Origin of the sequence: Pseudomonas sp. B21-012, assembly GCF_024749305.1 — a bacterium.
Lineage (GTDB): Bacteria > Pseudomonadota > Gammaproteobacteria > Pseudomonadales > Pseudomonadaceae > Aquipseudomonas.
The window spans coordinates 4,235,943-4,261,360 of sequence record NZ_CP087197.1; the positions used below are offsets into that span (position 1 = coordinate 4,235,943).

General features: G+C 63.3%; 26 protein-coding genes. 3 read left to right on the forward strand and 23 right to left on the reverse strand.

Annotated elements, in window-relative coordinates:
- The first annotated feature begins 54 nt into the window (after nucleotides 1–54).
- The gene (locus tag LOY37_RS19235) at nucleotides 55–1,188 is read left to right on the forward strand and encodes an aminotransferase class V-fold PLP-dependent enzyme (protein ID WP_258715533.1); all 1,134 of its coding nucleotides are present in this window, start codon (nucleotides 55–57) and stop codon (nucleotides 1,186–1,188) included.
- A 235-nt stretch (nucleotides 1,189–1,423) separates the two neighbouring features.
- Here the strand turns inward: LOY37_RS19235 and LOY37_RS19240 are convergent, their stop codons facing one another.
- The 12 genes from LOY37_RS19240 to LOY37_RS19295 all read right to left on the reverse strand — a co-directional run bounded on the left by LOY37_RS19240 (nucleotide 1,424) and on the right by LOY37_RS19295 (nucleotide 11,189).
- Nucleotides 1,424–2,206, reverse strand: coding sequence for a TatD family hydrolase (locus LOY37_RS19240; protein ID WP_258715534.1), 783 nt, complete (start codon nucleotides 2,204–2,206; stop codon nucleotides 1,424–1,426).
- A gap of 43 nt (nucleotides 2,207–2,249) precedes the next feature.
- A complete protein-coding gene (locus tag LOY37_RS19245) occupies nucleotides 2,250–3,236 on the reverse strand; it encodes a DNA polymerase III subunit delta' (RefSeq protein WP_258715535.1) in 987 nt (328 codons plus the stop codon).
- Nucleotides 3,229–3,861 carry a dTMP kinase gene (gene tmk / locus LOY37_RS19250; protein ID WP_045195155.1) on the reverse strand — a complete coding sequence of 211 codons (633 nt, stop codon included), beginning with the start codon at nucleotides 3,859–3,861 and terminating at the stop codon, nucleotides 3,229–3,231. The genes LOY37_RS19245 and tmk overlap by 8 nt, the downstream gene beginning before the upstream one ends.
- A 19-nt stretch (nucleotides 3,862–3,880) precedes the next feature.
- Nucleotides 3,881–5,026, reverse strand: a complete 1,146-nt coding sequence (mltG, locus tag LOY37_RS19255; RefSeq protein WP_258715536.1) for an endolytic transglycosylase MltG — start codon at nucleotides 5,024–5,026, stop codon at nucleotides 3,881–3,883.
- A 3-nt stretch (nucleotides 5,027–5,029) separates the two neighbouring features.
- Nucleotides 5,030–5,845: an aminodeoxychorismate lyase gene (pabC, locus tag LOY37_RS19260; protein WP_258715537.1), complete on the reverse strand. Its 816-nt coding sequence runs from the start codon at nucleotides 5,843–5,845 to the stop codon at nucleotides 5,030–5,032.
- The gene (gene fabF / locus LOY37_RS19265) at nucleotides 5,845–7,089 is read right to left on the reverse strand and encodes a beta-ketoacyl-ACP synthase II (protein WP_045195160.1); all 1,245 of its coding nucleotides are present in this window, start codon (nucleotides 7,087–7,089) and stop codon (nucleotides 5,845–5,847) included. Before fabF ends, pabC begins: the two co-directional genes overlap by 1 nt.
- 104 nt (nucleotides 7,090–7,193) lie before the next feature.
- Nucleotides 7,194–7,430, reverse strand: coding sequence for an acyl carrier protein (gene acpP / locus LOY37_RS19270; protein ID WP_003175607.1), 237 nt, complete (start codon nucleotides 7,428–7,430; stop codon nucleotides 7,194–7,196).
- Nucleotides 7,431–7,626: 196 nt separating this feature from the next.
- Nucleotides 7,627–8,367, reverse strand: a complete 741-nt coding sequence (gene fabG, locus LOY37_RS19275) for a 3-oxoacyl-ACP reductase FabG (RefSeq protein WP_038994156.1) — start codon at nucleotides 8,365–8,367, stop codon at nucleotides 7,627–7,629.
- 16 nt (nucleotides 8,368–8,383) lie between these two features.
- Nucleotides 8,384–9,322: an ACP S-malonyltransferase gene (fabD, locus tag LOY37_RS19280; RefSeq protein ID WP_258715538.1), complete on the reverse strand. Its 939-nt coding sequence runs from the start codon at nucleotides 9,320–9,322 to the stop codon at nucleotides 8,384–8,386.
- A gap of 129 nt (nucleotides 9,323–9,451) precedes the next feature.
- Complete coding sequence (plsX, locus tag LOY37_RS19285; RefSeq protein ID WP_082075402.1) at nucleotides 9,452–10,462, reverse strand: phosphate acyltransferase PlsX; 1,011 nt, start codon at nucleotides 10,460–10,462, stop codon at nucleotides 9,452–9,454.
- Nucleotides 10,463–10,465: 3 nt separating this feature from the next.
- On the reverse strand, nucleotides 10,466–10,648 hold the full coding sequence (rpmF, locus tag LOY37_RS19290) for a 50S ribosomal protein L32 (protein WP_010223221.1): 183 nt from the start codon (nucleotides 10,646–10,648) through the stop codon (nucleotides 10,466–10,468).
- Nucleotides 10,649–10,661: 13 nt separating this feature from the next.
- Nucleotides 10,662–11,189, reverse strand: coding sequence for a YceD family protein (locus LOY37_RS19295; RefSeq protein WP_045195168.1), 528 nt, complete (start codon nucleotides 11,187–11,189; stop codon nucleotides 10,662–10,664).
- A gap of 95 nt (nucleotides 11,190–11,284) precedes the next feature.
- Here LOY37_RS19295 and LOY37_RS19300 point away from each other — a divergent pair, with 95 nt between their 5' ends.
- The gene (locus LOY37_RS19300; RefSeq protein WP_045195170.1) at nucleotides 11,285–11,863 is read left to right on the forward strand and encodes a nucleoside triphosphate pyrophosphatase; all 579 of its coding nucleotides are present in this window, start codon (nucleotides 11,285–11,287) and stop codon (nucleotides 11,861–11,863) included.
- Nucleotides 11,864–11,915: 52 nt separating this feature from the next.
- Here the strand turns inward: LOY37_RS19300 and LOY37_RS19305 are convergent, their stop codons facing one another.
- Genes LOY37_RS19305 through rluC form a run of 3 tightly spaced genes read right to left on the reverse strand, consistent with a single transcriptional unit; the run spans nucleotide 11,916 to nucleotide 14,539 of the window.
- Nucleotides 11,916–12,908: a S49 family peptidase gene (locus LOY37_RS19305; protein WP_195884749.1), complete on the reverse strand. Its 993-nt coding sequence runs from the start codon at nucleotides 12,906–12,908 to the stop codon at nucleotides 11,916–11,918.
- On the reverse strand, nucleotides 12,901–13,593 hold the full coding sequence (locus LOY37_RS19310; RefSeq protein ID WP_045195174.1) for an HAD family hydrolase: 693 nt from the start codon (nucleotides 13,591–13,593) through the stop codon (nucleotides 12,901–12,903). The genes LOY37_RS19305 and LOY37_RS19310 overlap by 8 nt, the downstream gene beginning before the upstream one ends.
- Nucleotides 13,583–14,539: a 23S rRNA pseudouridine(955/2504/2580) synthase RluC gene (gene rluC, locus LOY37_RS19315; RefSeq protein WP_045195176.1), complete on the reverse strand. Its 957-nt coding sequence runs from the start codon at nucleotides 14,537–14,539 to the stop codon at nucleotides 13,583–13,585. Before rluC ends, LOY37_RS19310 begins: the two co-directional genes overlap by 11 nt.
- Before the next feature lie 744 nt (nucleotides 14,540–15,283).
- Here rluC and rne point away from each other — a divergent pair.
- A complete protein-coding gene (gene rne / locus LOY37_RS19320) occupies nucleotides 15,284–18,451 on the forward strand; it encodes a ribonuclease E (protein ID WP_258715539.1) in 3,168 nt (1,055 codons plus the stop codon).
- A 66-nt stretch (nucleotides 18,452–18,517) separates the two neighbouring features.
- On the opposite strand, the gene murB is transcribed toward rne, so the two are convergent.
- From murB to LOY37_RS19360, 8 genes are all read right to left on the reverse strand, one after another.
- Nucleotides 18,518–19,537 (reverse strand): UDP-N-acetylmuramate dehydrogenase, encoded by a 1,020-nt coding sequence (gene murB, locus LOY37_RS19325; RefSeq protein ID WP_258715540.1) that lies wholly within the window; start codon nucleotides 19,535–19,537, stop codon nucleotides 18,518–18,520.
- Nucleotides 19,534–19,998: a low molecular weight protein-tyrosine-phosphatase gene (locus LOY37_RS19330; protein ID WP_258715541.1), complete on the reverse strand. Its 465-nt coding sequence runs from the start codon at nucleotides 19,996–19,998 to the stop codon at nucleotides 19,534–19,536. Before LOY37_RS19330 ends, murB begins: the two co-directional genes overlap by 4 nt.
- Nucleotides 19,998–20,762 (reverse strand): 3-deoxy-manno-octulosonate cytidylyltransferase, encoded by a 765-nt coding sequence (gene kdsB, locus LOY37_RS19335; protein WP_195884755.1) that lies wholly within the window; start codon nucleotides 20,760–20,762, stop codon nucleotides 19,998–20,000. The genes LOY37_RS19330 and kdsB overlap by 1 nt, the downstream gene beginning before the upstream one ends.
- On the reverse strand, nucleotides 20,759–20,944 hold the full coding sequence (locus LOY37_RS19340; protein WP_038994143.1) for a Trm112 family protein: 186 nt from the start codon (nucleotides 20,942–20,944) through the stop codon (nucleotides 20,759–20,761). The genes kdsB and LOY37_RS19340 overlap by 4 nt, the downstream gene beginning before the upstream one ends.
- Before the next feature lie 38 nt (nucleotides 20,945–20,982).
- Complete coding sequence (gene lpxK / locus LOY37_RS19345) at nucleotides 20,983–21,993, reverse strand: tetraacyldisaccharide 4'-kinase (protein ID WP_258715542.1); 1,011 nt, start codon at nucleotides 21,991–21,993, stop codon at nucleotides 20,983–20,985.
- On the reverse strand, nucleotides 21,993–22,424 hold the full coding sequence (locus tag LOY37_RS19350; RefSeq protein ID WP_045195189.1) for a biopolymer transporter ExbD: 432 nt from the start codon (nucleotides 22,422–22,424) through the stop codon (nucleotides 21,993–21,995). Before LOY37_RS19350 ends, lpxK begins: the two co-directional genes overlap by 1 nt.
- Nucleotides 22,421–23,056: a MotA/TolQ/ExbB proton channel family protein gene (locus tag LOY37_RS19355; protein WP_176794233.1), complete on the reverse strand. Its 636-nt coding sequence runs from the start codon at nucleotides 23,054–23,056 to the stop codon at nucleotides 22,421–22,423. Before LOY37_RS19355 ends, LOY37_RS19350 begins: the two co-directional genes overlap by 4 nt.
- 70 nt (nucleotides 23,057–23,126) lie before the next feature.
- Entirely contained in the window at nucleotides 23,127–25,349 is a 2,223-nt protein-coding gene (locus LOY37_RS19360) for a DNA internalization-related competence protein ComEC/Rec2 (protein ID WP_258715543.1), read from the reverse strand.
- Nucleotides 25,350–25,418 lie beyond the last annotated feature (69 nt).

Consider the following 25,418-nt stretch of genomic DNA (forward strand, 5'->3'; position numbering starts at 1 on the left):
ATCGAAGCCGGTTATTATGCCTAACTTGCGCCAAAATGCACGGATCATCCAACCATGTCTATGTTTCTTGATGAGTTTGAACAGGCCCCGGGGCTTCGTTATCTGAACCATGCCGCGGTCGCACCCTGGCCCAAACGCGCCAGCCAGGCGGTTTCGCGCTTCGCCAGCGAGAACGTTTTGCTCGGTGCAAGGGACTATCCGGACTGGATGGCCATGGAGCAGCGTTTACGTGAACGCCTGATGCGCCTGACGAATGCACCGTCGACGGATGACATCGCATTGGTCAAGAACACCTCCGAAGCGCTGTCTTTCGTCGCCTTCGGTATCGACTGGCAGGCCGGCGACCAGATCGTCATCAGCGACGAAGAATTCCCCTCCAACCGGATTGTCTGGGAAGCCCTGGCCGACAAAGGCGTCAGCGTCATCCAGGTAAGCCTCAAGGGCAGCGACCCGGAGGCGGCCTTGCTCGCGGCCTGCGGCCCCAAGGTGCGCCTGCTGGCAATCAGCGCCGTGCAGTTTGCCAGCGGCCTGCGCCTTGACCTGGTGCGTCTGGGCCAAGGCTGTCGTGAGCGTGAGGTGTTGTTCTGCATCGACGCCATCCAGCAATTGGGCGCCCTGCCCTTCGACGTCCAGGCCTATCAGTGCGACTTTGCCATGGCCGATGGGCACAAATGGATGCTCGGCCCGGAAGGCCTCGGGGTGTTCTATTGCCGCGCCGAGGTACGCCCGCTGCTCAAGCTCAGCGAGTACGGCTGGCACATGCTCGAACACATGGGCGACTACAGCCGCAGCGAATGGCAGCCGGCCCACAGCGCCCGGCGCTTTGAATGCGGCAGCCCGAACATGCTTGGTGCAGCGGCACTAGAATCCAGCCTGGCGCTGCTCGAAGAAGTGGGCATCAATCAAGTGGCCACAGCGCTGCTGGAGCGGGTGCACTGGCTCAACGAAGGCCTGGCAGCGATCCCTGGGGTCACCGTACACAGCCCGCAGGAGCCTGCGCGTCGCTCAGGGATCGTGTCCTTCAGCATTGAGGGCGTCGAGAACGCCCAGGTTTATCAGCGCCTCAAGCAGGAACAGGTGATCTGCATTCCGCGTGGCCCCGGGGTGCGATTTTCCCCGCACTTCTACACACCTAGGCAGATAATCGACGAAACTCTGGCCATTGTGCGCGAGATCGCAGAGCGATGAGTGCTCAGCAGCGGCAGGCGTATTCCAAATCTGTTTAAAAAACGACCAGCTGTGGCTGGCGGCGCGTCAATCCTGGCCAATACTTCAGGTGTTGGCGCAGCGCATCCCCCCATGTGGCGCGCCGATAAAGGTGCTCAGGGACCGCGTGCCTTTGTTTTACTCCTAATGGTCTTAACCCGGATTCACCCCCCAGAACCCGGGTTTTTTTTGCCTGCGGTTTTTACCGCCCGCGGGCTCAGGCCACCCGCGCCAACGGAAACAGGCGCTTGAAGTTGGCCGTGGTCTGTTCAGCCAGTTGCTCATAACCTTCACCGCGCACCATCGCCACGAACTCCGCCACTTCACGCACGTACTCTGGCAAGTTGGCCTTGCCGCGGTAGGGGATCGGCGCCAGGTACGGCGAGTCGGTCTCGACCAGTAGCCGATCGGCAGGCACCTGGCGGGCCACATCGCGCAACGCATCGGCATTACGGAAGGTGACGATGCCCGACAGCGAAATGTAGTAGCCCAGATCCAGCGCCGCCCTGGCCATGTCCCAGTCTTCAGTGAAGCAATGCAGAACGCCGGCCTGCTTGAGGTCCGCTTCACGCAACAAGGCCAGGGTGTCGGCGCGCGCCGCGCGGGTATGGATGATCACCGGCTTGCCGGTTACCCTGGCCGCCTCCAGGTGCAGGCGGAACGAGTCCTGCTGCACCTGAGCCGCTTCCGGCTCATAGTGATAGTCCAGGCCGGTCTCGCCAATCGCCACCACATGCGGGTGCTCCAGCTCCTTGAGCAGCCAGTCCAGCGGCGGTGCGCCATCGGGGGTGAGGTCGAGCGGGTGGATGCCCACCGAGCAGTCGACATCACTGTAACGCTCGCTCAGGTCCTTGACCGCCTGGGCGTTGTCGGCGCTGATGCCGATGCACAGGAAGTGGCCGACGCCGCGCGCGCGAGCAGCGTCCAGGGCCGCATCCAGGGAGCCCTGGTGGGCGGTGAGGTCAAGACGGTCGAGGTGGCAATGGGAATCTACAAGCATGGGTGCATGACAACGCTGAAAAGAAATGAAGGAACGGCGCAGCTCAACGCTGGCCCGGCAACATCGCCCAGGACGCCAGCAGCGCCTCGAGCAACAGCACCCGATTGAGGTTGGCCTTGCCCAGGACCTTCTGGCGCTGGGCCAGAATCCAGTCCTGGATCTCCAGGACCCTGGCCTGGCTGCTCTTCTGCGCCAGGTACTGGACCACCTTGCGCATATCGCTCAAGCCTAACCCCTCCTCGTCCTGGGTCAACTGATAACGCAGGACCAGGCTGGACCAGTCGCAGAACCAGTCGAACAGTTGCAGCAAGGGAACGGCATTCCAGGCATCGGCCAGCTGACTAGGCGATTGCTGCTGCTTGAGCAGCTTCTTCACCCCATCGACCACCAGCGCGCGCTGCTCGCGCACACCCTGGGCCTGCAGACTGACGGCCGCCAACGGCGACCCGGCGGCCAGGCTGAGCAACTCCAGGCGCTCCTGCTCGTCGCAGTCGGGCAAGGCCTGTTCGAGCCAGGCCAGGCTTTGCTCGCGGCTCGGCAGCGGGCAGGCCTGCTGCTGGCAGCGGCTCTTGATGGTTGGCAACAGGCGGCTGGGCTGATGGCTGACCAGCAGCAGAACAGTATTGCCCGAGGGCTCTTCAAGGCTTTTGAGCAAGGCGTTGGCGGCGTTGACGTTCATCGCCTCGACCGGCTCGATCAAGATCACCTTGCGCCCGCCCAACTGCGCGGTCTGTACCACGAAAGACACCAGCTCGCGGACCTGGTCGACCTTGATCGGCTTGTCGGCCTCTTCCGGCTCCAACACGTAGTTGTCCGGGTGGCTGCCGGCTGCGAGCAACAGGCATGACTTGCACTGCCCACACGCCTGCAGCCCTTGCGCACGCTGGCACAGCAGCAAGGCCATCAGGCGGTCGGCCAGGGCCCGCTTGCCAATGCCTTGCGGACCGTGCAGCAGATAGGCATGGGCATGCTGGGTGCGCCCGGCCAGTTGCTGCCACAGCGCCTGCTGCCAGGGAAAGGCCTCAGCCACGGCAACGCTCCAGAATCTGCGGCAGCAAGGCGTCCAGCGCCTGCTGTACCTGGGCCAGCGGCAAAGCGGCATCGATCAGCCGGTATTGCTGCGGCGAAGCCTGGGCGCGAGCCAGGTAGGCCTGGCGCACGGCTTCGAAGAAGGCCTGGCCTTCCTGTTCGAAACGGTCCAGGCGGCCGCGGGCGGCAGCGCGCGACAGACCGATCGCCACCGGCAGATCGAACACCAGGGTCAGGTCCGGGCGCAGATCGCCCTGGACGAAATTCTCCAGGGTGGCGATGCGCTCCAGCGACAGGCCGCGCCCGCCGCCCTGATAGGCGTAGGTGGCATCGGTAAAACGGTCGCACAACACCACCGCGCCACGGGCCAGGGCCGGGCGAATGACTTCGGCCAGGTGCTGGGCACGGGCGGCAAACACCAGCAGCAGCTCGGTGTCGGCATCCATCTTCTCTTCACTAGGGGCCAGCAGCAGTTCGCGGATTCGCTCGGCCAGTGGCGTGCCGCCCGGCTCGCGGGTCAGCACGACATCCAGGCCGGCGCCGCGCAGGTGCTCGGCGAGGTACTCGCGATTGGTGCTTTTGCCCGCGCCTTCAGGGCCTTCCAGGGTGATAAACAAGCCGCTCACAGGCAGTCCTTACAGTGGGTCATTGCGGGGAGGCCGCGTCGTTGGCCGGCGCCGCTTGCTCGGTCGCCGGCTCAGGGCTGACATCCGGCGATTGCGGCGCCGGCGGCTGGGCCTCGGGTTCAGGTTCGGTAACCGGGGCCGGGCTCGAACGGTAGTCGGCACGGCGCTTGATCTGGTACTCGCGCACGGCCGAATTGTGCGCATCGAGGTCATCGGAGAACACATGGCTGCCATCGCCACGCGCCACGAAATACAGGCTGCTGCCCGGCGTCGGGTTCAACGCGGCATGAATGGCTTCGCGGCCAACCATGGCAATCGGCGTCGGCGGCAGGCCGGCGTTGGTGTAGGTGTTATACGGCGTCGGCTCGCGCAGGTCGGCGCGGGTGATCTTGCCGTTGTAGCGTTCGCCCATGCCGTAGATCACCGTTGGGTCGGTCTGCAGCAGCATGCCGATACGCATGCGCCGCACGAACACCCCGGCAATTTGCCCGCGCTCTTGCGGTACGCCGGTTTCCTTCTCGACCAGCGACGCCATGATCAGCGCCTGGTACGGGTCGCGATACGGCACATCGCTGGAGCGCTCAGCCCATTCCTTGGCCAGCACTTCTTCCAGGCGCGCGTAGGCCTGCTGGAGGAACTCGACATCGCTCATGCCACGCACGAAGCGATAGGTATCGGGGAAGAACCGACCTTCAGGGAACACCCCCGGATGGCCGAGCTTGTCCATGACCTCGGCATCACTCAGGCCGTCGATGGTTTTCTTGATCTTCTCGTGCCTGGCCAGCGCCGCACGCACCTGGCGGAAGTTCCAGCCCTCGACCAGCGTCAGGGTGTACTGCACCACATCACCGCGACGCCAGACCTCGAACAGCTCGCGCACGGTCATGCCCGGGGTCATGCGGTACTCGCCGGTATGCAGCGGCACGCCAGCCATGTTGAAGCGCCAGTACAGGCGTAGCCAGAAGGCGTCTTCCAGCACCCCGTCGTTCTGCATGCGGTAGAACATGCGGTTGGGGGTGGTACCGGTGGGCACGTCGAGCAACTGCTCCTGGGTCACGTGCAGGGTCTGCTCCAGCGCCGATTTTACCTTCCAGGCCGAATAGCCCAGCGTCAGGCCGGCCAGGATCAAGCCGATCTCCAGCAGCACCAAGAATTTACGTCTCACAAATCAGGCATCCAGTAGCGTACGGGCAATGGCCTGCAGTTTACGGGTGAGCGGCCCCGGCGGCCAGTTCAGCGATGTAAAAGCCTGTACCGGCCAGATGCCGTAGACGCTGTTGCAGACAAACACTTCGTCAGCTTGCTGCAGGTCCTGCAGGCTCAGGTCGGTAATCTGCACAGCGATTGCGGCGTCCCTGGCGTGATCGAGCAAGGCTGCGCGCATGACCCCGGCCACGCCGCAGCGGCTCAGGTCGGCAGTCTGCAGTTGGCCGTCGCGCACCAGGAACAGGTTGCTGTACACCCCCTCGATGATGCGCCCGGAAACATCGCGCATCAAACCTTCGGCGTGCGCGGCATCCTGCCACTCGGCACGGGCCAGCACCTGCTCGAGGCGATTGAGGTGTTTCAAGCCTGCCAGCAAGGGTTGCTCGGCCAGACGGGTCTGGCAATCGAACAAGCGAACGCCCTGTTCGGCATGCCCTGCGGGATAGGTGGGCAAGGGATTGCCCTGGAGAATTCGTCGTGGCGCCACGCCAGCGGCCGGCGCGTAGCCGCGCTGGCTGTCGCCGCGGGTAACAATGAGCTTGAGCACGCCGTCACCCAGCAAGCTGGCATAACGGCATAGCTCGTCGCGAATCAGGCCGTAATCGGCGCTGATCGCCAGGCGCTGGCAACCCAGCGCCAGGCGCTCGAGGTGGTACTCGAGCAACGATGGCCGACCGGCGCGCACGGCGATGGTCTCGAACAGACCATCGCCATAGGCCAGCCCCCGGCTTTGCAGGGTTAGTGCATCTGCCGGCAGGCCATCGACCCAGCTGTGCATCAGCCGGCGAACCGGCGGAACACCAGTGAGCCGTTGGTGCCACCAAAACCGAAGGAGTTGGACAGCACCACCTCGATCGGCATGTTGCGCGCCTGGTGCGGCACGAAGTCGAGGTCGCAACCTTCGCTCGGCTCGTCCAGGTTGATGGTCGGTGGCGCCACCTGGCTGTTGATCGACAGCACGCTGAAGATCGCCTCGACGGCACCGGCAGCGCCAAGCAGGTGCCCGGTCATCGACTTGGTCGAGCTGACGGCCAGCTTGTAGGCGTGATCGCCAAACACCGACTTGATCGCCGAGCTTTCTGCCAGGTCGCCGGCCGGCGTCGAGGTGCCGTGGGCGTTGATGTAATCGACTTCGCCGGGGTTCAGGCCGGCATCGCGCAGGGCGTTGGCCATGCAGCGCGCGGCACCGCTGCCATCTTCTGGCGGCGAGGTCATGTGGTAGGCATCGCCACTCATGCCAAAGCCTACCAGCTCGGCATAGATGGTCGCGCCGCGGGCCTTGGCGTGCTCGAGCTCTTCGAGTACCAGCGCACCGGCACCGTCGGCGAGGACGAAGCCATCACGGCCCTTGTCCCACGGACGGCTGGCGCGGGTCGGGTCGTCGTTGCGGGTCGACAGCGCCCGCGACGCACCGAAACCACCCATGCCCAGGCCACAGGCGGCCATTTCCGCACCGCCGGCGATCATCACGTCGGCTTCACCGAAGGCGATGTTGCGCGCAGCCATGCCGATACAGTGGGTACCGGTGGTGCAGGCGGTGGAAATAGCGTAGTTAGGCCCCTGTACACCCAGGTGGATCGACAGGAAACCGGAAATCATGTTGATGATCGAACCCGGCACGAAGAACGGCGAAATACGCCGCGGGCCCTGGTCATGCAAGGTCCGGCTGGTTTCTTCGATGTTGGTCAGGCCACCGATACCCGAGCCCATGGCCACGCCAATGCGCTCGCGGTTGGCATCGGTCACTTCCAGGCCGGCGTTACGCACTGCCTGAAAACCGGCTGCCAGGCCGTACTGAATGAACAGATCGAGCTTGCGGGCTTCCTTGACCGACAGGTACTGCTCGACTTCAAAGCCCTTTACCGAGCCGCCAAAACGGGTGGAGTAGGCAGACAGGTCAGTATGCTCGATCAGACCTATGCCACTGCGGCCAGCCAGAATGCCCTGCCAACTGCTCGGCACATCCGTACCCAGTGGCGACAGCATACCCATACCGGTGACCACGACGCGTCTACGCGACACAGCACTCTCCTTATTCAATTGACTACATCTCTTGTAAAGAAAAAACCGCACGCCGGCGAAGGCAGTGCGGTTTTTCCATGACAAGAAGCGACGACTACAACGTCTTAGGCCTGGTGGCTGGTGACGTAGTCGATAGCAGCTTGAACAGTAGTGATCTTCTCGGCTTCTTCGTCAGGGATTTCGGTCTCGAATTCCTCTTCCAGAGCCATCACCAGCTCAACGGTGTCAAGGGAATCGGCACCCAGATCTTCGACGAAGGAAGCAGTGTTCACTACTTCTTCTTCTTTAACGCCCAGTTGCTCGGCGACGATTTTCTTGACGCGTTCTTCGATGGTGCTCATACCTTGTTTTCACTCCTAATGGACATATGTCAGGCAGCTGGCCGGTGTGTAAGTGTATAGAAAGACGTCTGCTTTTCAAGCGCAACACGCCTTGCAAGACCACACCTGCCAACCGACTAGAATCTGGTTGCAGCTTTATAACGGATTTTAGACAGCTCGTATGACATTTTTTTGATGCAATCCGTCACATTCAATTTTACATGTACATGCCGCCGTTGACCGGAATGGTCGCGCCGGTGACATAACCTGCACCTTCGGAGGCCAGGAAAGCCACCACATTGGCGATCTCCTGAGCCTGGCCCAGACGCCCCAGGGGGATCTGGGTCTGCAGCGCTTCACGCTGAGCTTCAGGCAGCTCGCGAGTCATGTCGGTGTCGATGAAGCCCGGGGTCACCGAGTTGACGGTGATCGCGCGGGAGCCGACTTCACGCGCCAGGGCGCGGCTGAAGCCTTCCAGGCCGGCCTTGGCGGCAGCGTAGTTGACCTGGCCGACGTTACCCATGGCACCGACCACCGAGCCGATGCTGATGATACGACCCCAGCGCGCCTTGGTCATGCCGCGCAGCACGCCCTTGGACAGACGGTAGAGGCTGTTCAGGTTGGTGTCGATGACGTCGAACCACTCGTCGTCCTTCATGCGCAGCATGAGATTGTCGCGGGTGATGCCGGCGTTGTTGACCAGAATGGTCGGCGCACCGAACTGCTCCTGGATCTTGGCCAGGGTAGCGGTGACCGACTCGTCGCTGGTCACGTTCAGCTCAAGGCCAGTGCCGGTGATGCCGTGCTCCTTGAGGGTCGCGGCGATACGCTCGGCGCCCGAAGCGGAGGTGGCGGTACCGATCACGGTAGCGCCCAGACGGCCCAGCTCCAGGGCGATAGCCTGGCCGATACCACGGCTGGCGCCGGTAACCAGGGCAACTTTACCTTGCAGGCTCATGCAAGTTTCTCCTAAATCAGGCCAGCGCCGCACGAGTGGCGGCGACAGCATCTGGGGTATTGAGGTTGTAGGTGGTCACGCCATCGGCGCAACGCTTGTTCAGACCGGCCAGAACCTTGCCCGGGCCGCATTCGACCAGGTTGACCGCGCCATTGGCGGCCAGGGTCTGCACGCACTCGACCCAACGCACTGGCTTGTACAGCTGCTCCAGCAGATCGCGCTTGAGGGTGTCGAGGTCCGCGGCAACGGCGGCGCTGACGTTCTGCACCAGCGGGATCTGTGGGGCCTGCCAGTCGATGGCATTGACCGACTCGGCAAAGCGCTCGGCTGCCGGGCGCATCAGCTCACAGTGCGACGGCACGCTGACCGGCAGCGGCAGCGCACGCTTGGCGCCGGCTTCCTTGCAGGCTTCCATGGCGCGCTCGACGGCGGCCTTGGCGCCAGCGATCACGACCTGGCCTGGCGAGTTGAAGTTCACCGCACTGACCACTTCGCCCTGGGCTGCTTTTGCGCAGATATCCACGACAGCGGCGTCGTCCAGACCCAGGATTGCCGCCATGGCGCCCTGCCCGGCCGGTACGGCCTCTTGCATGAGCTCGCCGCGGCGTTTGACCAGCTTCACGGCGTCACCCAGGCTCAGGCTGCCGGCGGCGACCAGGGCGCTGTACTCACCCAGGCTGTGACCGGAAACGAACGCCGGACGCGCGCCGCCCTCAGCCAGCCACAGGCGCCACAAGGCGATCGAGGCGGTAAGAATGGCCGGCTGGGTTTTGTCGGTTTGGTTGAGTTGCTCTTCCGGACCGTTCTGGGTCAGCGCCCAGAGGTCATAGCCCAGAGCCTCGGAGGCCTCACGGAAGGTATCAATGACCAGCGGATGCTGGGCACCCAGCTCGGCGAGCATGCCGAGGGACTGCGAACCTTGACCGGGAAAGACGAATGCGAGGGATGCAGACATTGAACAAGCCCCTAGTGATCTTGTCGTCGGAAATAAAGCGCCCAGCACCAGGCTGAGCACAAGAAACTGAAGAGTTGGATGGTAGCGAGGACCAAGCGGTCACATTTAACCACTTCCTGAGGCATATGCCTAAAGCAACAGGTCTTCCAGGCGCCCGTGCAAACGTTGCGGCAGGTTCTCCTGGATCTCGATCAAAGCGCGCTGGATGGCGCTCTGCAAGCCCTGCACCCCGGCAGAGCCATGGCTCTTGATGACAATGCCCTGCAGGCCGAGAAAGCTTGCGCCATTATGTCGCGCCGGCGCCAGGTCAGCCTGCAGGCGGCGCAGCAGGGGCATGGCCACGGCGCCGGCCAGGCGCGCGCCGAGCCCGCCCTTGAACAACGCCTCGATGCGCGAGCCGATCATGGTCGCCAGGCCCTCGCTGGACTTGAGCAGGATATTGCCGACAAAACCGTCGCACACCACCACATCCGCCTCGCCACGGTACAAGCCGTCACCTTCGACGAAACCGATGTAGTTCAGGCCGCGGGCGTTCTGCAGCAGGCTGGCCGCAAGCTTGACCTGCTGGTTGCCCTTGATGTCTTCAGTGCCAACATTGAGCAAGGCTACGCGCGGGCGCGAGATACCCAGGGCCTGGGCGGCCACCGAGCCCATCACGGCAAACTGATAGAGGTTTTCTGCACTGCAGTCGACATTGGCGCCCAGGTCGAGCAGCTGGCAATAGCCGGTCTGGGTGGGAATGGCGGCAACCATGGCCGGGCGATCGATACCGGGCAGGGTTTTCAGCACATAGCGCGAAAGGGCCATCAGCGCACCGGTGTTGCCGGCACTGACGCAGGCTTGAACCTTGCCATCACGCAATAATTCGAGGGCCACGCGCATGGACGAATCGGGCTTGCTGCGCAGCGCCTGTGACGGCCGCTCGTCCATGCCGATCACTTCGCTGGCGGCCACGATCTGCAGGCGCGCGCGATCCGCTGCCGACTGGCCAGCGATCAGATCTTCAAGGAGGGAGGGTTGACCGACAAGGGTCAGGTGCAGCGAGGGGGTAGCCGACAGGCAAGCAATACTCGCCTGAACAATGCTGCGGGGACCGAAGTCCCCGCCCATTGCGTCAATCGCGATGATCTGAGCGGACAAGGATTACTCGTCAGCGCCCTTGTCGATCACTTTACGACCACGGTATACGCCTTCTGGCGATACGTGGTGACGCAGGTGCACTTCACCAGTGGTTTTCTCTACGGACAGAGCGTTTTCCGAGAGGGCGTCGTGCGAACGGCGCATGTCACGGGCAGAGCGGGATTTTTTGTTCTGCTGAACAGCCATAATTGATTAACTCCTAAACGTTTGGGTCACGCTTTAACTGCGCCAATACACTGAACGGGTTGGACCGTGTTACCTCGTCCTTGCTCGGTTCGGGCTCATCGGCGCCCGCCGGCTGCTGGCATTCTTCCGGATGATGAGCAGGCACGATAGGCAAGGCGAGCAGAAGCTCTTCCTCGACCAAGGCCTGCAGATCCAAAGGATCTTCGCCCAGTTCCAGCACGTCATAACCTTTCGGCAACGACTGGGTATTCGCACCCTCCTTCACCACGGCGTAAGTACATTCGCTGTGGATCGGCAGGGTGACCAGCTCAAGACAACGCTGGCAAACCATCTTGACCTCGACGCGCAGGTCGGTGTGGATAACCACAGCTTTCTGCTCGTCGCGCTCAAAATCGAATTTAGCCTGCACCGTACCGACAGTGTCGGAAAGCGGGTCGCAGAGTCTCTCCAAATCGGCGAGCTGCAGTGTTCCTTCGAGGGAAACACCACGATCGGCCAATTTGCGCGGGTCAACGTGAGGTGGAATCGGGTCATTCAACATAGGCGCAGCATTCTAGGGATGACCCCCGCCCCTGTCAAAGGAAATTCGGCTCCGTTCAGCATGTTAGAATCGTTTCACCTGTTCAGGAGTCTATCATGCTGCCTTTATTACTGGCTTCCAGCTCACCCTACCGACGCGAACTGCTCGAGCGTCTGCGCCTGCCCTTCAGTTGGGCATCGCCGGATATCGACGAACATCGGCTGGACGAAGAGCCCGCCCTTGAGCTGGTCAAGCGCCTGGCCCGGGAGAAAGCCCAGGCCCTGGCCGGCAGCCATCCCGGGCACCTGATCATCGGCTCCGACCAGGTCGCGGTGCTCGGCGAGCAGATCCTCGGCAAGCCGCACACCTTCGAGCGCGCCTGCGAGCAACTGCTGGCAGCCAGCGGCAACCATGTGACCTTTCTCACCGGCCTGGCGCTGCTCAACAGCGCCACCGGCCACTGCCAGGTCGACTGCGTGCCGTTCACGGTAAACATGCGCGAACTGGACCTGCCACGCATTGAGCGCTACCTGCGCGCCGAACAGCCCTACGACTGCGCCGGCAGCTTCAAGGCCGAAGGCCTGGGCGTCAGCCTGTTCCAGAGCACCCACGGCGTGGATGCCACCAGCCTGATCGGCCTGCCACTGATCCGCCTGGTAGACATGCTGCTGGCCGAAGGCGTCAGCCTGCCCTGACGCGCACAAAAAAGCCGACCTCGAAGGTCGGCTTTTTCAATGCACCAGGCAATCAACGCAGCGATGGCCCCTGAAAGCCCATCCACATCGCCAGGTGCTCGGCCACACTGGCCCCCAGGCGCTTGGAGAAGCGATCGAACGGCGACTCCTCGACGGTAAAGTCAACCAGCTCCTTCTCCCCTACCACCTCGCGCGCCACGTAACCGGCGCTGCCCAGGCCATCCACCAGGCCCAGGGAGAGGGCTTGCTCGCCCGACCAGATCAGACCACTGAACAGCTCAGGGTGCTCCTTGTCCTTGAGGCGCTCGCCACGACCCTGCTTGACACTGGCAATGAACTGCTTGTGGGTGGTTTCCAGCACGCCCTGCCAGAACGCCGTCTCTTCAGGCTTTTGCGGCTGGAACGGATCAAGGAAGGCCTTGTGCTCACCCGCGGTATAGGTACGACGCTCGACGCCGAGCTTTTCCATGGTGCCGACAAAACCGTAACCGGCCGCCGTTACACCGATGGAGCCCACCAGGCTGGCCTTGTCGGCGTAGATCTGATCAGCGGCACTGGCGATGTAGTAAGCGCCGGAAGCGCCGAGATCGCTGATCACCGCATACAGCTTGATCGTCGGGTATTCGGCACGCAGGCGGCGGATTTCATCGTAGATGTAACCTGACTGCACCGGACTGCCGCCCGGGCTGTTGATACGCAGGATCACCGCCTTGGTTTTCGGGTCCTTGAACGCTTCGCGCAGGCCGCTGACGATATTGTCGGCACTGGCCGGCTCCTGGTCGGCGATCATGCCGCGCACCTCGACCAGCGCGGTATGGCTGACGCTGCGCGAGGCCGCCTTGTCCATGTTCATCAAAGGCGTGAACAGGGCAAAAATGCCGAACAGGTAAACAAAGGTCAGCAGCTTGAAAAAGATCCCCCAGCGCCGCGCCCGACGCTGCTCCTGAACACCGGCCAGGAGGGTTTTCTCCAGCAGCTTCCAGCTCTTCTGTTCTTCGTTGCTGTCGTTACTTTCGGCGCTGGGCGCCTTCCACTCGTCAGCCATGCTCACCTACCCTGGAATGTACTGCTGCAGGCGTGCAGCGAAGCCAGGCCTGCAACTGTGAAAAATGATCGATACACACCTGTGGCCCGAAGGCACTCAAGGCCTCAAGCGACATGGCGCCGTAACCCACCGCCACCGAATGCATGCCGGCATTGCTGGCCATCAACAAGTCGAAGGAAGAATCTCCGACCATCAATGCACGCTGCGGTTCGACCTGGCAATGGGCAAGAATCTCCTCAAGCATCTGCGGGTGCGGCTTGCCGCGGCTTTCGTCGGCTGCACGGGTGATATCGAAGTAATCTTCCCAACCATTGGCGCGTAACACCCGATCAAGCCCCCGCCGGGCCTTGCCGGTCGCCACCGCCAGGCGATAGCCCTCGGCCCGAAAGGCCTCCAGCGACTCGACCACGCCCTCGAACAGCGGCGAAGGCTGGTCATCCAGGGCCATGTAGACGTCGGCATAGTGCTGGCGAAACTGCACGATCTGCTCGGCATCCAGCTGCGGATACAACACGCTGATGGCCTCGGGCAACGCCAGGCCAATGATACCTTTGACCGCGTCATCCGCGCAGATGGCATAGCCGGCGCGACCGGCGGCCAGGTGCATGGCCTCGACGATTCGGCCAATGGAGTCGGCGAGGGTACCGTCCCAGTCGAAGATCAGCAGGTCGTAATTACGCTGCACCCAGGCGCTCCACGGTCTTGGCCCACATTTCGTCTACCGGCGCTTCGAGCTTGAGCTCGCCACCATCGGGCAGCGGCACGGTCAGGGCGTAGGCATGCAGGAACAGGCGCTTGCCACCCAGATCACGGATCTCACGGGTGAAATCTTCATCGCCATACTTGCTGTCGCCAGCAATGCAATGCCCGGCATGCAGGGCATGTACGCGGATCTGGTGGGTACGACCGGTGATCGGCCGCGCCTCGACAATGGTGGCAAATTCGCCAAAACGGCGCAGCACGCGGAAGATCGTCAGCGCTTCCTTGCCTTCGTCATTGACCTCGACCATGCGCTCGCCGGAGCGCAGGTTGCTCTTGAGCAACGGCGCATTGACCTGCTTCTTGGCGGTGGCCCAATGACCGCGGACCAGGGCCATGTAGCGCTTGTCGACACCGTCGCCGCGAAGGGCAGCGTGCAAATGGCGCAACATGCTGCGTTTCTTGGCAATCATCAACAGGCCCGAGGTGTCGCGGTCCAGGCGATGGACCAGCTCCAGCTCCTTGGCGTCCGGGCGCATCTGACGAAAGGCTTCGATCACGCCGAAATTCAGGCCGCTGCCACCGTGTACGGCGATGCCGGCCGGCTTGTTGAGCACAATCAGGGCCTTGTCTTCATAGACAATCGCCGCCTCAAGGCGCTGAAGCAAGCCCTGAGCCACCGGTACCGGCTCGTCGCGCTCGGGCAGACGAACGGGCGGCACGCGCACGATGTCGCCCGCCTGCAGCTTGTACTCGGGCTTGATCCGGCCCTTGTTCACGCGCACTTCGCCTTTACGCAAAATGCGGTAAATCAAGGTCTTGGGAACACCCTTGAGCTTCGTTACGAGGAAATTATCGATTCGTTGGCCGGCAAGTTCCGGCGCGACCTCGATCAGCTGGACGCCGGAGGTCGGAGGGGCAGTAGTCGTCATTTGCCAATCATAACAATTTTTTATGGATTTGAAGCACTTAATGATTGCTGCTATAGTCGCGAACGCCGCCAAAAGCGGCTGGCCAGCGGACTCACGGCTTTCAGCCGGCCCTGACCGACGCAATTCTCGAGGACGCGAGGCCGTCCGACGGGGCTTTCGCCAGTTTACAGAAATGCCTGGAATCGCCACCAGCGCCGTGCAGAGAAGACCGATAAAAAACTACAAGAGCGGTATTTCACCCTCCCCCACGTTTTTTTCGCTGCCACTCTGTCAGTGCCGTCAATTTCACGCAGTCATGGCGACGGCTTCGGAAATACCAGCCTTGGACATAAAAGGCGCGGGCTCCCGTATGGAGCTGGCGAAAATGCAACCCGTTGCGGATTCAGCGCGCGGCAGCACCCGAATTATCAGGGATACGTGTAGGGTGGAGATGCACAACCGTCGGACCGTGTAGTACTGCGTCCAGTCCACCGGCCTATTGGCCAGGCGACCGGACCCGGTCTTGATCAAGATGCCCCACGGGCGTCCACGGCCGAAGGCTGATTCCTCCTCCTGACTGAGTGCATTTGACACCACAGCAAGCAGGACGCGTCGTCGCGACTTCGGCAGTACTGGGTGACCAGTCGGACTCGAAAGTTGCTGGACACGGGGGTGGCCCGCCACCCCTTGCGCACCTGACACAGACCGTGAGAAGTCGTGTGTGCCGAACGCCGTTTCCGGCAGCCCGGAAACCGACGGTATTACATGAAAAGAATGCTGATTAACGCGACTCAACCCGAAGAGTTGCGTGTAGCTCTGGTGGACGGCCAACGTCTCTACGACCTGGACATCGAGTCCGGCGCGCGTGAGCAGAAGAAGGCCAACATCTACAAAGGCCGGATCACCCGGATCGAACCTAGCCTGGAAGCCGCTTTCGTCGACTTCGGCTCCGAGCGTCACGGCTTCCTGCCGCTGAAGGAAATCTCCCGCGAATACTTCAAGAAGTCGCCCGAAGGCCGGGTGAACATCAAGGAAGTGCTCAGCGAAGGCCAGGAAGTCATCGTCCAGGTCGAGAAAGAAGAGCGCGGCAACAAGGGCGCCGCCCTGACCACCTTCATCAGCCTGGCCGGTCGCTACCTGGTGCTGATGCCGAACAACCCGCGTGCCGGCGGCATCTCCCGTCGTATCGAAGGCGAAGAGCGCAACGAACTGCGCGAAGCCCTCAACGGCCTGGTCGCCCCTGCCGACATGGGCCTGATCGTGCGCACTGCCGGCCTTGGCCGCAGCAGCGAAGAAATGCAGTGGGACCTCGACTACCTGCTGCAGCTGTGGACCGCGATCAAGGAAGCTTCCCAGGACCGCGCCGCGCCATTCCTGATCTACCAGGAAAGCAACGTCATCATCCGCGCCATCCGTGATTACCTGCGTCAGGACATCGGCGAAGTACTGATCGACAGCATCGACGCCCAGGAAGAAGCCCTGACCTTCATCCGCCAGGTCATGCCGCAGTACGCCAGCAAGATCAAGCTGTATGAAGACAGCGTGCCGCTGTTCAACCGCTTCCAGATCGAAAGCCAGATCGAGACCGCCTTCCAGCGCGTCGTCGACCTGCCGTCCGGCGGCTCGATCGTTATCGACCCGACCGAGGCCCTGGTCTCCATCGACATCAACTCGGCGCGCGCCACCAAAGGCAGCGACATCGAGGAAACCGCCCTGCAGACCAACCTGGAAGCGGCTGAGGAAATCGCCCGCCAGCTGCGCCTGCGTGATATCGGCGGCCTGATCGTGATCGACTTCATCGACATGACCCCGGCCAAGAACCAGCGCGCCGTGGAAGAAAAAGTCCGCGAATGCCTGGAAGCCGACCGTGCCCGCGTACAGGTTGGGCGCATCTCGCGCTTCGGCCTGCTGGAAATGTCCCGTCAGCGCCTGCGTCCTTCGCTGGGCGAAAGCAGCGGCATCGTCTGCCCACGCTGCAGCGGCACCGGCATCATCCGTGACGTCGAATCGCTGTCGCTGGCCATCCTGCGCCTGATCGAAGAAGAAGCCCTGAAAGACCGCACCGCCGAAGTCCGCGCGCAAGTGCCGATTCCGGTTGCCGCCTTCCTGCTCAACGAGAAACGCAATTCGATCACCAAGATCGAGCTGCGCACCCGGGCGCGTATCGTCATCCTGCCGAACGACCACCTGGAAACCCCGCATTTCGAAGTCCAGCGCCTGCGCGACGACAGCCCGGAAGCCCTGAGCAGCCAGTCCAGCTACGAAATCGCCGCCGCCGAGACCGAAGAAGTCCAGCCGACTGCCGCTACCCGCACCCTGGTGCGCCAGGAAGCTGCGGTCAAGACCGCTCCGGCCCGCGCCAACGCTCCAGTACCTACCGAAGCTGCCGCGCCAGTGGCTGCTCCAGTCCACGCTCCTGAGCCAAGCCTGTTCAAAGGCCTGGTGAAGTCGCTGGTCAGCCTGTTCGCCGGCAAGGACGAGCCTGCCGCCGCCCCTGTGGTTGCCGAGAAGCCCGCCACCGAACGCCCGCAGCGCAACGAAGAGCGCCGCAACGGTCGCCAGCAGAGCCGCAACCGCAACGGCCGTCGCGACGAAGACCGCAAGCCGCGTGAAGAGCGTGCCGAGCGCGCCCCGCGTGAAGAGCGTCAGCCTCGCGAAGCCCGCGAAGAAGCACCGGCCCGCGAAGAACGTGCACCACGCCAGCCGCGCGAAGAGCGTCAAGCTCGCGCCCCACGTGAAGAGCGCCGCTCCCGTGAAGAGCGTCCGGTCCGCGAACTGCGCGAGCCGCTGGACGCCGCCACCCCGGCGGTCCGTGAAGAACGCCCTGAGCGCGCCCCACGTGAAGAGCGCCAGCCTCGTGAAGAACGTGCTCCACGCGAAGAACGCGCCCCACGTGAAGAGCGCGCACCGCGCGAAGAACGTGCACCGCGTGAAGAGCGTGCCCCACGCGAAGAGCGCGCTCCGCGCCCACCGCGTGAAGAACGCCAGCCGCGCCCGGCCGAACAGGCTGCCGACGCTGCTGAAGAGCAACTGCCGAACGAAGAGCTGCTGCAGGATGACAACCAGGAAGGTACCGAAGGCGAACGCCCTCGCCGCCGCTCCCGTGGCCAGCGTCGTCGCAGCAACCGTCGTGAGCGTCAACGCGATGCCAACGGTAACCTGGTAGAAGGTTCGGAAGACGGCAGCGACGAGCAGCCTCAAGCCAGCGAACTGGGTGCTGAACTGGCCGCAGGCCTGGCCGTGACCGCCGCTGTTGCCACCAGCAACATCAGCGCCGCTGCCGAAGCCGAAGCCAACCAGCAGGCTGAACGCGCCACCGCTACTGTCGAAGAGCAGGCGGTTGTTGAAGTCGTTGCCAGCGAAACCGTCGTCGAAGCAACTCAGCCAGTAGTTGAAGCGGCTGAAGTCGCCGAAGTGGCTCAAGCAACTGAAGCAACCGAAGTGGTAGAAACTGCCCAGGTCGCTGAAGTCGCTGCCGCGCCGGTTGTCGAACAGCCCTTCACTGCCCCGGTCGAAGCAGCAGAAGCCGTAGAAACCAGCATCGCGCCGGTTATCGAAGCCCCTGTTGCTGCCCCGGCTGAAGTGGTCGAACCGGTTGCTGCGGTCGAGCCAGCGCCTGAAGTCCAGGCACCTGTAGTGGCCGAGCCGGTAGTCGTTGCTGAAGTGGTCGAAGCGCCTGCGCCAGTAGTTGCCGAGCCTGCAGCGGTTGAAGAGCCAGCGGTTGAAGCTCCTGCCAGTGCTCTGACCAGCAACGGTCGCGCACCGAACGACCCACGTGAAGTACGCCGTCGCAAGCGTGAAGCCGAAGCTGCCGCAGCCGCTGCTGCAGTGGCCGCCGCCGAAGCCAGCGCTGCTGTAGTCGCTGAAGAGGCGCCTGCTGCACCGGCTGAAGAAGTGGTTGAAGAGAAAGAAGAGCACAAACCGCTCGTCTGATCTTCCAGGCTGAAAAAAAGCCCCGCCAGGTGACTGGCGGGGCTTTTTTATTGCCGTTGGGAGCGGTTAATAAAGGTTTGGCTCCATCTCCAGCTCAACCCCGAAACGCTCGAGGATATCGGCCTGGATCTTCTGCGCCAGCTGATGCAACTGCACACCGGTGGCCTGGCCATAGTTGACCAGCACCAGCGACTGCAATCGGTGCACCCCGGCATCGCCTTCGCGATGGCCCTTCCAGCCCGCCTGTTCGATCAGCCAGCCGGCAGCCAGCTTGAACTGGCCATCAGCCTGTGGATAAGCCACCAGCCCCGGATACTGCAAACGGATCTTGTCGGCCAGCACAGCTGCCACCACCGGGTTCTTGAAGAAACTTCCGGCATTGCCCAGCTCGATCGGGTCAGGCAGTTTTTCCCGGCGGATGCTGCAAATTGCATCACTGACATTTTGCGCCGTCGGCTGGCTGATGCCTTGCTCGTTCAGGCGCTGGCGCACCGGACCGTAGTCCAGGTGGGCATGCATGAGCCGGCTCAAGGCAAAGCGCACCCGCAGGATCAACCAGCGCCCCGGGTTGCGCTTGAACAGGCTGTCGCGGTAGGCGAAGGCGCACTCTTGCAGGCTGAAGTCGCGCAGCTTGCCCGTCTGGCGATCCAGTGCGGTGAGCCCGGCGAACACGTCCTTGATCTCGACGCCATAGGCGCCAATGTTCTGCATCGGCGCGGCGCCGACCGTGCCCGGAATCAGGCTGAGGTTCTCAAGCCCGGCCAGGCCTTGGGCCAGACTCCATTGCACAAACGGGTGCCAGGGTTCGCCAGCTTCGGCCTCGACCACCACCCGCTCACCATCGTCAGACAAGATGCGCAGGCCACGGCTGGCCATGCGCAGCACCAGCGCCTGGATATCGGCAGTCAGCAACAAGTTGCTACCGCCTCCCACCACCAGCACCGGTAATCCCTGATCAGCCGCCTGGGCCAAGGCCTGACGAGCCTCTTCGTCGTTGTGGGCTTCAGTGAAAAACTGGGCCTTAACGTCGATACCGAAGGTGTTAAATGGCTTGAGCGAAACTTGTTGCTGCCACTGCCCGCTCATAGACGACCCTTGAGTTCGGTGACCAAACGGCTGCAGGCGATTTCGATCAGGTCGAGGACCTGTTCGAAATCCTCCTCGGCGCCGTAGTAAGGATCCGGCACCTCATCCAGCGCGCCGTCATAGCGGCGCAGGAACAAGTCCAGCTCGGCCTTGGCCGTGGCCGGGCGCATGCCCTGCAGATGGCCAAGATTGCTCTTGTCCATGGCCAGGATCAGGTCGTATTCAGCAAAATGCGCGGCCTTGATTTGCTGCGCACGCTGCTGCGACAGGTCGTAACCACGCATGCGCGCGGTGCGGCAGGTGCGCGCATCAGGCTGCTTGCCGACATGCCAGTCGCCAGTGCCAGCCGACGCCACTTCGACCAGTTCGGCCAGGCCTTCGGCGCGCAATTGCTGACGCAGCACGCCTTCGGCGGTAGGCGAGCGGCAGATATTGCCCAGGCACACGAACAAAACCCGCATCAGGCCTCCAGCAAGCGCCGTACGCGCTCCAGGTCTTCAGGGGTATCGACGCCCACGGGCGGCGCATCGATGGCATCGGCGACGTGAATACGCACGCCATGCCAGAGCGCCCGCAGCTGCTCCAGCGATTCGGCCTTCTCCAGCCAGCACGGGCCCCAGGCGACGAAGTCCTGCAAGAAGCCGGCGCGATAGGCGTACATGCCGATGTGGCGACGGTACGGCACGCCTTGCGGCATCTGCTCACGGTTCTGGGCAAAGGCATCCCGCGCCCAGGGCAACGGTGCGCGGCTGAACGTCAGGGCCAGGCCATTGCAATCGCTGACCACCTTGACCGCATTGGGATTGAACAGCGCTTCGACGTCACTGATCGGCTCGGCCAGGGTGGCGATGCCGGCCTCCGGATGGGCCGCCAGGTTGGCCGCCACCTGATCGATGATCACCGGCGGAATCAGCGGCTCGTCACCCTGCACATTGACCACAATGGCATCGGCAGCCAGGCCCAGCTTGGCGGCGACTTCAGCCAGGCGGTCGGTACCGGAGTCATGGTCTTCGCGGGTCATCAGCACTTCAGCGCCAAAGGCCTCGCAGGCCTTGAAGATACCCGCGTCGTCGGTGGCGATTACCACACGGTTGGCGCTGCTTTTGCGAGCCTGTTCCCAGACGTGCTGGATCATCGGCTTGCCGGCAATCGGCAGCAACGGCTTGCCGGGCAAGCGCGTGGAGCGCAGCCGCGCCGGAATCACAACGGTAAAGGCCAGGCTCATTTGTCCAGACGCTCGTCATCGGTCAGGGTACGGGCTTCGCTTTCGAGCATCACCGGGATACCGTCGCGGATCGGATAGGCCAGACCCGCGCCCTTGCTGATCAGCTCGGTCTTGTCGGCGCTGAGCTTGAGCGGGCCCTTGCAGATCGGGCAGGCAAGGATATCGAGCAGTTTGGTGTCCATGGAAATTCCTCAGGCCAGTGGCCGGAAAAAGAAACGAATCAGGAGGGCCGCGACCCGGGCAGCAAGCGTGCAAGCTGTGTGTCGAACCAGGCCTTGAAGGCCGGCGAAGGCACAGCATCGACCGCAAGGTACCACCAGTCGTCGGCAGCGAAGGCGCGGCATTTGACCGCGTCCTTCTCGGTCATGACCAGGGGCTGCGCAGGGCTGAAGCTCAGGGCCTGGGCGCTGTATTGGGCATGATCGGCAAAAGGGTGTGGCACAGGTCGCCAGTTTAGCCCCTGCAAGGTATTGAAGAAACGTTGCGGGTTGCCAATGCCGGCCACCGCGTGCACGGCCTGGCCTGGCTCAAAGAAGTCGAGGCCACGGCGCTCGCCACTGCGCAGGTTGACCAGTGCAGTAGGTTGCAGGGCAAAGGCAAAACCGTCTTCGCGGTCGGTCGTGGCGCCGTTGTAAAGCACCGCGTCGACGTCCTGCAGGCGTTCCACCGGCTCGCGCAGGGGGCCGGCCGGCAGGCAGCGGCGGTTACCCAGGCCACGGGCGGCATCGATCAACACCAGTTCCAGGTCGCGGGCCAGGCGGTAATGCTGCATGCCGTCGTCACACAGGATCAGGTCCAGCGGCTCGCTGGCCAGCAATGCCTGAACCGCACGCGAACGGTCCGGGTCGATCATCAGCGGCACGCCGCTGCGCTGGACGATCAGCAAAGGTTCATCACCCGCCTCGGCCGCGCTTTGCTCGGCACGCACGCGCCACGGCAACTGTGGCGGCCTGGCGCCATAGCCACGGCTGACCACGCCGACACGCAGGCCCTGCTGGCGGCAATGCTCGATCAACCAGAGGATCATCGGTGTCTTGCCGGTGCCGCCGACGGTGATGTTGCCCACCACGATGACCGGCACCGGCGCGCGGTAGCTGCGGCTCTCGCCACTGAGAAAGCGCGCGCGCTTGCCCAGCACCACGCGACGATAGAGGGCTTCGAGCGGACGCAGCAGCGCCAGGGCCGGATGCCCGGCGTACCAGGCATCGAGCAGACGATCGGCAAAGGCCATCAGGGCGTCCCCTGAGCCGCCTCGACCGTGGTCATGCGCAACTGGCTGAAACCGAGCTTGCCGGCCGCATCCATGGCAGTCACCACCGCCTGGTGCGGGGTCTTGCCGTCGGCGCTGATCGACAACGGCAGTTTGGTGTCCCCTGCGGATTCCTGCTGCAGGGCTTCAATGAGGGTCGCCAGGTCGCTCTTGGGCAACAGGTGGTTGTTCACCGAATAGACGCCGTCGGCGCTGATGGTGATGTCCAGTTGCTTGAGCTCCGAATCCGGTGCCGGCGCGCCGCTGACCGACTCCGGCAGCTCGACACGCAACTGGGTTTCGCGAGTGAAGGTGGTAGTGACCACGAAAAACAGCAGCAGGATGAACACCACGTCGATCAGCGAGGCCAGGTTGATGTCCACGGTCTCCCGTGGCTTGCGCCGGAATTTCACGCCTTGCCCTCGGCCAGGTCGACATCACGGTCGCCCTGCACCACTTCGACCAGCTTGATCGCTTCCTGCTCCATACCGACCACCAGCTCGTCTATACGACGCTGCAGGAAACGGTGGAAGAACACCGACGGAATACCGACCATCAGGCCGGCCGCGGTGGTGATCAGTGCCTTGGAGATACCGCCGGCGAGCACTGCGGCATTGGTGGTCATGCCGGTACCCATGAAGGCGCTGAAGATGTCGATCATGCCCAGCACGGTGCCGAGCAAGCCCAGCAGCGGCGCCATGGCGGCGATGGTGCCCAGGGCGTTGATGTAGCGCTCCAGCTCGTGAATGACACGCGCTGCGGCCTCTTCGATGCATTCCTTCATGATTTCGCGGCCATGGCGCGAGTTGGCCAGGCCTGCGGCAAGGATCTCGCCCAGCGGCGAATCGGCGCGCAGGGCCTTGAGCTTGTCACTGGTGAGCTGTTTGTCCTTGATCCACATCCACACCTGGCCCAGCAGGTGCGGTGGCGTGACCCGGCTGGCGCGCAAGGTCCAGAGACGCTCGGCGACGATCGCCATGGCAGCGATGGAACTCAGAATGATCGGCAGCATCATCCAGCCACCGGACTTGACCAATTCCCACACAGTAAGCATCCCCTCGAAAAAGTCCGCCACTTTACCATAGGACCCCAGGGGGCTCATCTGCCGAAGGTCGTCATCTCGGTTCACGCCAGAAACGCCGCTGGGCACGCAACCCCTCAGGCTCGCCGAACACACCCAGGCGCAGGCGCAAGGCACCTTGGTCGACATTGTCATAGGCCTGAATACCGTGCGTCCGATAGCGCGCCATGACCTCCGGGTGCGGATGCCCGAAGGCGTTGTAGCGCCCGCGCGAGATCAGCACGCCGCGCGGGGTAGTAGCCTTCAACAAGGCCTCGCTGGAGGAGCTGCGACTGCCGTGATGGGGCGATTGCAACCAGTCGACCGTGGTCGCCTGCCAGTCCCGCGCCCAGGCCCGTTCGCCGCGGGCATCGAGATCGCCGGTGAGCAGCAGTTTTTCGCCATTTGCCTCGACCAGCAGCACACAGGAATCCTGATTGCTGTCGCCAGCATCCTGCCACTGCCACAGTGAAAAATTCACCCCGTCCCACTGCCAGCGTTCGCCGCTGCTGCACGGCTGCGCTTGCAGCACTTCAGGCAAGGCCGCAGCCTCACCAGCCTGCACCCGCAGCACCGGCAAACCGCGCTGCACGGCGCGGGCGCCCCCGGCGTGATCGGCGTCGGCGTGGCTGAGCAACATCAGGTCGAGCTTGCTCACCCCCAGCTTGCGCAAGCTGGGAAGCACTACCCGCTCGCCCAGATCGAAATCGCCCATGGCCGGGCCGGCGTCATACAACATGGCGTGGTGCCGGGTGCGCAGCACAAAGGCCAACCCCTGGCCGACATCCAGCTGCCAGACCTCTACCTGCCCCTGCGGCACGCGCTCCCGGGGCGCAAACACCGCCAACAGCAACAATGGCCAGCCCAGCACCCGCATCGGTATGCCGCGTGGCAACAACAGCAGCAATGCCCCCAGGCACACCAGCAACCAGGCCCAGAACGGCAATGGTTCTGGCATCCAGGCCGGTTGCCAAACCGCCACATGCGCCAGCAAGCGAAACAAACCGTCGAGCAGGCCGCCGGCAAGCCACAGCAAGCCTTCCCCCAGAACCGGCACCGGCAGCAACACAGTGCCGAGCAACGCCATTGGCAACACCGCAAGGCTGATCCACGGCACTGCCAGCAGATTGATCAGCGGCGCCGTCAGGCTCACCGGCAAACCTTGCGCCAGCAGCACCGGCAACAAGCCGATGGCGATCAACCACTGGGCGCGACTCCAGGCCAGCCAGGGGTTCCAGGCGCCAAGGCGGCCGCTGAAGGTGAAGATCAGAATGGCCACGGCCATGAACGACAGCCAGAAGCCCGGCTGCAAGCTGGCCAATGGTTCCCACAGCAGCACTGCATCGAGCGCCAGCAACAACGGCAGCCCGACACCCAGGTGACGAAAGCGCAGGCGCCAGAGCAGCACCATGGCCAGCATCATGCAGGCGCGCTGCACCGGCACCTGAAACCCGGCCAGCAAGCCATAGGCCAGTGCTGCGGCAAAGGCCAGCGCACAGGCCCAAGGCAGCCAGGGTAGCCGTTGCGGCCACCAGCCCAGGCGCGCCAGCCCGGCAATCAAGGCGTATACCAGCCCGGCCAACAGGCCAATATGCTGGCCGGAAATCACCAGCAAGTGCACCGTGCCGGTGGCCTGCAGCGCTTGCCAGTCCTGGCGCGCCAAAGCGCCGCCATCGCCGAGTATCAAGGCCACCAGCGCCGCCTCCCGGCCCTGGGCATCAACGCTGAGCAAGCGCTGGCGCAGATCATCCCGCCAGGCCGCCGTTGCCGGCAGCAGCCGCTCGCCGGCTTTGACGCTGCCGGTGGCGCCGATGCGCCGGGCCAACAAACTGGCCTCCTGGTCCGGGCCGTGAGGATTGAGCAAGCCTGCGGGGCGCTTGAGGCTGACTGCCAAACGCCAGTATTCACCGCTGTTGACCGCCGGGCCGCCGAACCAGCTGAGCTGCATGCGCCTTGGCAATTGCCCCCGGCGCGACTCGGCATCGCTCAACTCGAACCTCACCGAGCGCGCACCCTGCTCCGGCAAACCAGTAACCCGGCCCTCTATCCACAGGGTACGGCCATCGAACTGCGCCGCCAGGCGCTCATCCAACGCCCATTGCGCCGAGACGCACGCCCAGCTCAAGCCCAGCAGAAACAGCCCGGCGGGCCACAGCCGCGTAGGCAGGCAGCAAAGCCCGGCAATTGCCAGCAGGACAAGTATCCAGACGGGCGGCAAAGCCGGCAGGAACCCGAGGCTGAGCAGCCCGAGTGCAAGCGCCAACATCCCTGTGCGCATAAGCGTGAAGCTCCAGAAGTAAACCACCCCCTGAGGCTTAGATCAGTGACGGCAACCGCTCGCTAAATA

Coding starts and splice junctions, on each gene's coding strand:
- lpxK (WP_258715542.1), bottom strand. CDS start 21,993: ATGGCCTTTGCCGATCGTCTGCTCGATGCCTGGTACGCCGGGCATCCG.
- LOY37_RS19340 (WP_038994143.1), bottom strand. CDS start 20,944: ATGGACACCAAACTGCTCGATATCCTTGCCTGCCCGATCTGCAAGGGC.
- fabD (WP_258715538.1), bottom strand. CDS start 9,322: ATGTCTGCATCCCTCGCATTCGTCTTTCCCGGTCAAGGTTCGCAGTCC.
- LOY37_RS19305 (WP_195884749.1), bottom strand. CDS start 12,908: ATGGCTGACGAGTGGAAGGCGCCCAGCGCCGAAAGTAACGACAGCAAC.
- kdsB (WP_195884755.1), bottom strand. CDS start 20,762: ATGAGCCTGGCCTTTACCGTTGTGATTCCGGCGCGGCTGCGCTCCACG.
- LOY37_RS19300 (WP_045195170.1), top strand. CDS start 11,285: ATGCTGCCTTTATTACTGGCTTCCAGCTCACCCTACCGACGCGAACTG.
- rpmF (WP_010223221.1), bottom strand. CDS start 10,648: ATGGCTGTTCAGCAGAACAAAAAATCCCGCTCTGCCCGTGACATGCGC.
- LOY37_RS19330 (WP_258715541.1), bottom strand. CDS start 19,998: ATGCGGGTTTTGTTCGTGTGCCTGGGCAATATCTGCCGCTCGCCTACC.
- murB (WP_258715540.1), bottom strand. CDS start 19,537: ATGAGCGGGCAGTGGCAGCAACAAGTTTCGCTCAAGCCATTTAACACC.
- LOY37_RS19235 (WP_258715533.1), top strand. CDS start 55: ATGTCTATGTTTCTTGATGAGTTTGAACAGGCCCCGGGGCTTCGTTAT.
- pabC (WP_258715537.1), bottom strand. CDS start 5,845: ATGCACAGCTGGGTCGATGGCCTGCCGGCAGATGCACTAACCCTGCAA.
- fabG (WP_038994156.1), bottom strand. CDS start 8,367: ATGAGCCTGCAAGGTAAAGTTGCCCTGGTTACCGGCGCCAGCCGTGGT.
- LOY37_RS19360 (WP_258715543.1), bottom strand. CDS start 25,349: ATGCGCACAGGGATGTTGGCGCTTGCACTCGGGCTGCTCAGCCTCGGG.
- acpP (WP_003175607.1), bottom strand. CDS start 7,430: ATGAGCACCATCGAAGAACGCGTCAAGAAAATCGTCGCCGAGCAACTG.
- LOY37_RS19295 (WP_045195168.1), bottom strand. CDS start 11,189: ATGTTGAATGACCCGATTCCACCTCACGTTGACCCGCGCAAATTGGCC.
- LOY37_RS19240 (WP_258715534.1), bottom strand. CDS start 2,206: ATGCTTGTAGATTCCCATTGCCACCTCGACCGTCTTGACCTCACCGCC.
- rne (WP_258715539.1), top strand. CDS start 15,284: ATGAAAAGAATGCTGATTAACGCGACTCAACCCGAAGAGTTGCGTGTA.
- rluC (WP_045195176.1), bottom strand. CDS start 14,539: ATGACGACTACTGCCCCTCCGACCTCCGGCGTCCAGCTGATCGAGGTC.